This is a genomic window from Mycobacterium sp., from assembly GCF_052144515.1.
Classification (GTDB): domain Bacteria; phylum Actinomycetota; class Actinomycetes; order Mycobacteriales; family Mycobacteriaceae; genus Mycobacterium.
This window is the reverse complement of the sequence record NZ_JBKQQD010000532.1, coordinates 1-2,967: the sequence shown is the minus strand read 5'-3', so window position 1 is coordinate 2,967 and position 2,967 is coordinate 1. Positions and strand designations below refer to the sequence as shown.

The window sequence follows — 2,967 nt, the reverse complement described above, 5'->3', positions numbered from 1 at the left end:
ATGAAACCGGTCTGCCACGTCGATGTCACCGACAACGTCGCCGTGGCCGCAGCCGCATGAGCTACGGGGGTGATGGCGAGTCCGAGGATGGCAACTATCAATGCCGACACGGTTACGTGAAGCGCTGTGCGCCAGCGCTTCACGTTATTGTCCAGTCCGGCCATAGCAGCCAACACTAACGCCAAACAGGCGGTATCGGTCCTCGCATCGCGGGTAAGCTGCAGTACCTTTGCTCAACTGAAACCGTCACGAAATTTTAGCCTCGATCCACCCTGCGCGATCTTGAGCGGCACCGCGACGAGGCACGCGCGGAACGACAAGCGCTACGCGCCGAGCACGCCGAACAACTCACCCAAGCCCAGCGCAGCGCCGACGAGCGTGTCCAAGCGCTCACCGAGGCCCTGGCCGTCGCCAAGGAAGCCACCGAAACCTATCGCGCACAACTCACCACAGCCGGCACAAGCAGCGGCAAACGCCCCGTCACCCGCAAGCGCACACAGTCTTAGGTCTCCGACCAGCGGTCCGTTCGTACGGCAACATCGGCAAGGACGACGACGTGACAGTATCCGCTGTCAGTATCCGCTGTCGACATCGCCTCGCCACCACCTGGTAGCGAAGCACCAGGCCACTACTCGTCGGAAAGATCGTCGGCCATTTCTGCAAGCGGATCGACAAGAAGTGCGGTGGTCGCACCGCTCCCCCGCTCCCCCGTTGAATCGGACGCCCCGAAGCCTGGCAATGTTGCAGCGTAAACAATCTCGTACCGGGTCCGGTTTCCTTGTCCGGCTTCGGGTTTCGGCGATGGTGCCCTTGAGCCGGACGGTGTCGAGGCCTGGTCAGGCGGGCAGTAAGCTAACTCTGCTGATGTAGCACATAGCGTGCTACCATGAGATTCGTGGACGTAATAGGAGTGCGAGAACTACGGCAGCACGCATCGCGATACCTCGCCCGGGTTGAAGCCGGCGAGGAACTCGGCGTTACTAACAAAGGACGGCTCGTCGCCCGACTCGTTCCTGTGCAGGCTGGAGAGCGTTCGCGTGAGGCCCTGATCGAATCGGGTGCGTTGATTCCGGCTCGTCGTCCTCGGAACCTTCTCGACGTCACGCCCACGCCGGCGCGCGGCGGCGAACGTAATTTATCCGATGTTCTTAAAGAGATGCGCGACGAGCAGTGATCTACATGGACACTTCGGCGCTGACTAAGCTGCTCATCGCAGAGCTTGAGACGCCTGAACTGCGGACATGGCTCGCCGCGCAAAGCGACCAGGGTGAGTGTGCGACGACGAGCGCGCTCAGCCGGGTCGAATTGATGAGAGTCGTTGCCCGATACGGGGAACCAGGCCAGGCTGAGCGTGCGCGTTACCTACTCGACGGGTTGGACATCCTCCCGCTGACCGAAGCCGTGATCACTCTGGCTGAAACGATCGGCCCGGCCACCCTGCGCTCTCTCGACGCGATTCACCTCGCCGCGGCGGCCCAGATCAGGCGGGAACTGACAGCGTTCGTCACATACGACCACCGCTTGTTGGACGGCTGCCGCGACGTCGGCCTCGCGACCGCATCGCCCGGTGTAGTCCGGTGAACGTACGAAATATCAGAGGCCGCACCGAGGAACCCAATCCGGGTCTCGCGACCCCGGAACCAGTAGGCAGTTAGAACGCGAAACTAAGGAGCTCCAACATGGGAATACTGAACAAGCGCCACAACGACGACACCGCGCACACGTTCACCATTACGTTGGCCGACGGCAGCACCTGGACACCGCCGGCCGACCAGCGATACAACTACTCGATCGACGCCGGAGTGCTGACCATCCACCCGATCAACGCCGCCGGCGAGGTCTGGCCGGACTGTCGCCTGCCCGGCTGAGAAGCCTTTAACGGTGGTGCAGGCGGCGGATCGTCGGTCGTGGGAAATGTCACTCGAAAGCTTAAAAGAGCAGCTCAGCGGCCAGATTGTTGTAGATTCTCGTGGTTTTTGTCGGTGGCGCGCGGCATCCTGGGTACATGACAGGCGTGAGAATGTGCGACGCGCAAGACAAGTTGGATGCGACACTTGGTGCATTCTGCGCACAGCCGACGGATGGGGCTTGGGATGACGAAGATTGAAACCCTGTCTGACGACGAACTCCGCGATCGTCGGGCCGCGATACTCAAGAAGCTCGGCGTTGCGCTTGAAGACCTTCGTGATCGCGCCGACCACTATGCTCTAGTCGGTGACGAGCACGACGCGTGGGGCGAGCTGGAATCCATCGCGTTTTTGCTGGGGGAAACCGGGGCGTAGACGGGGCTGCCCGTGGCATTGACGCACGAGGAGTTCAACGATGCGGTGGGGGCCTTCGTCGCTGACGTCGAACGGGCCGTTAACTGTTTTCCGGCACAGCTTTGGACCATCGAGGCTGACCTCGCTTCGCCAGACAGCGACAGACTGCGTTCGGTTGTCAACGCCGAGGTGGACTTGCGGGGACCCCACGACGCATCCGACAAGGGGCTCGCTGAACTGGCGGCCAACTACAAGCTGTGCGTCGACTCCTACGGGGCTCATCTCGCCGTCGAGCATTCATCGTTTGTTCTCAAGGCGAAGCTGGACCGGGCGCCCATCATCAGATGGGACTACGACAGGGACGCCAGGAGCAAGCCCGCCTCGCATGTGCAGGTGACCGCGCACCGGGGCGCGTTATCTCATCTGCTGTCACGCCTGGACCACCGGACTCCGCACAGTATCGAGTCGCTGCACATCCCGATGGGCGGTGAGAGATTTCGGCCCTGCCTGGAAGACATTGTCGAGTTTCTGATCCGAGACTGTGGATTTCCGGGGACGGACGGCTGGGCGGCTGCCTTCGCGGATGGGCGCGCCAAGTGGCGTCGCATACAGACACGGGCTGTGGTTCGCGACTCGCCCGCAGAAGCTGTCGCCGCGTTGATCGCGATGGGGTACACGGTGAGTCCACCGGCCGGCGGCGATGAAC

The 2,967-nt window shown here is 62.2% G+C and carries 5 protein-coding genes and 1 pseudogene; 5 read left to right on the top strand and 1 reads right to left on the bottom strand.

Going from position 1 to position 2,967, the window contains the following annotated elements; all coding sequences use genetic code 11:
- Positions 1-164, bottom strand: a pseudogene (locus tag ACLP9N_RS36220) (hypothetical protein); the annotation flags it as partial.
- A 722-nt stretch (positions 165-886) separates the two neighbouring features.
- On the opposite strand from ACLP9N_RS36220, the gene ACLP9N_RS36215 reads away from it, so the two are divergent.
- From ACLP9N_RS36215 to ACLP9N_RS36195, 5 genes are all read left to right on the top strand, one after another.
- Complete coding sequence (locus ACLP9N_RS36215) at positions 887-1,174, top strand: type II toxin-antitoxin system Phd/YefM family antitoxin (protein ID WP_442372595.1); 288 nt, start codon at positions 887-889, stop codon at positions 1,172-1,174.
- Entirely contained in the window at positions 1,171-1,581 is a 411-nt protein-coding gene (locus tag ACLP9N_RS36210) for a type II toxin-antitoxin system VapC family toxin (protein WP_442372596.1), read from the top strand. Before ACLP9N_RS36215 ends, ACLP9N_RS36210 begins: the two co-directional genes overlap by 4 nt.
- Before the next feature lie 98 nt (positions 1,582-1,679).
- Positions 1,680-1,868, top strand: coding sequence for a hypothetical protein (locus ACLP9N_RS36205; protein ID WP_442372598.1), 189 nt, complete (start codon positions 1,680-1,682; stop codon positions 1,866-1,868).
- 225 nt (positions 1,869-2,093) lie between these two features.
- Positions 2,094-2,282: a hypothetical protein gene (locus ACLP9N_RS36200; RefSeq protein WP_442372600.1), complete on the top strand. Its 189-nt coding sequence runs from the start codon at positions 2,094-2,096 to the stop codon at positions 2,280-2,282.
- 12 nt (positions 2,283-2,294) lie between these two features.
- The coding region (locus tag ACLP9N_RS36195) for a hypothetical protein (RefSeq protein ID WP_442411910.1) at positions 2,295-2,967 on the top strand (673 nt) is incomplete at its 3' end.

Bases quoted from the DNA above. Each gene is read 5' to 3' on its own strand.
- ACLP9N_RS36215 (WP_442372595.1), top strand. From the start codon at position 887: ATGAGATTCGTGGACGTAATAGGAGTGCGAGAACTACGGCAGCACGCA.
- ACLP9N_RS36205 (WP_442372598.1), top strand. From the start codon at position 1,680: ATGGGAATACTGAACAAGCGCCACAACGACGACACCGCGCACACGTTC.
- ACLP9N_RS36200 (WP_442372600.1), top strand. From the start codon at position 2,094: ATGACGAAGATTGAAACCCTGTCTGACGACGAACTCCGCGATCGTCGG.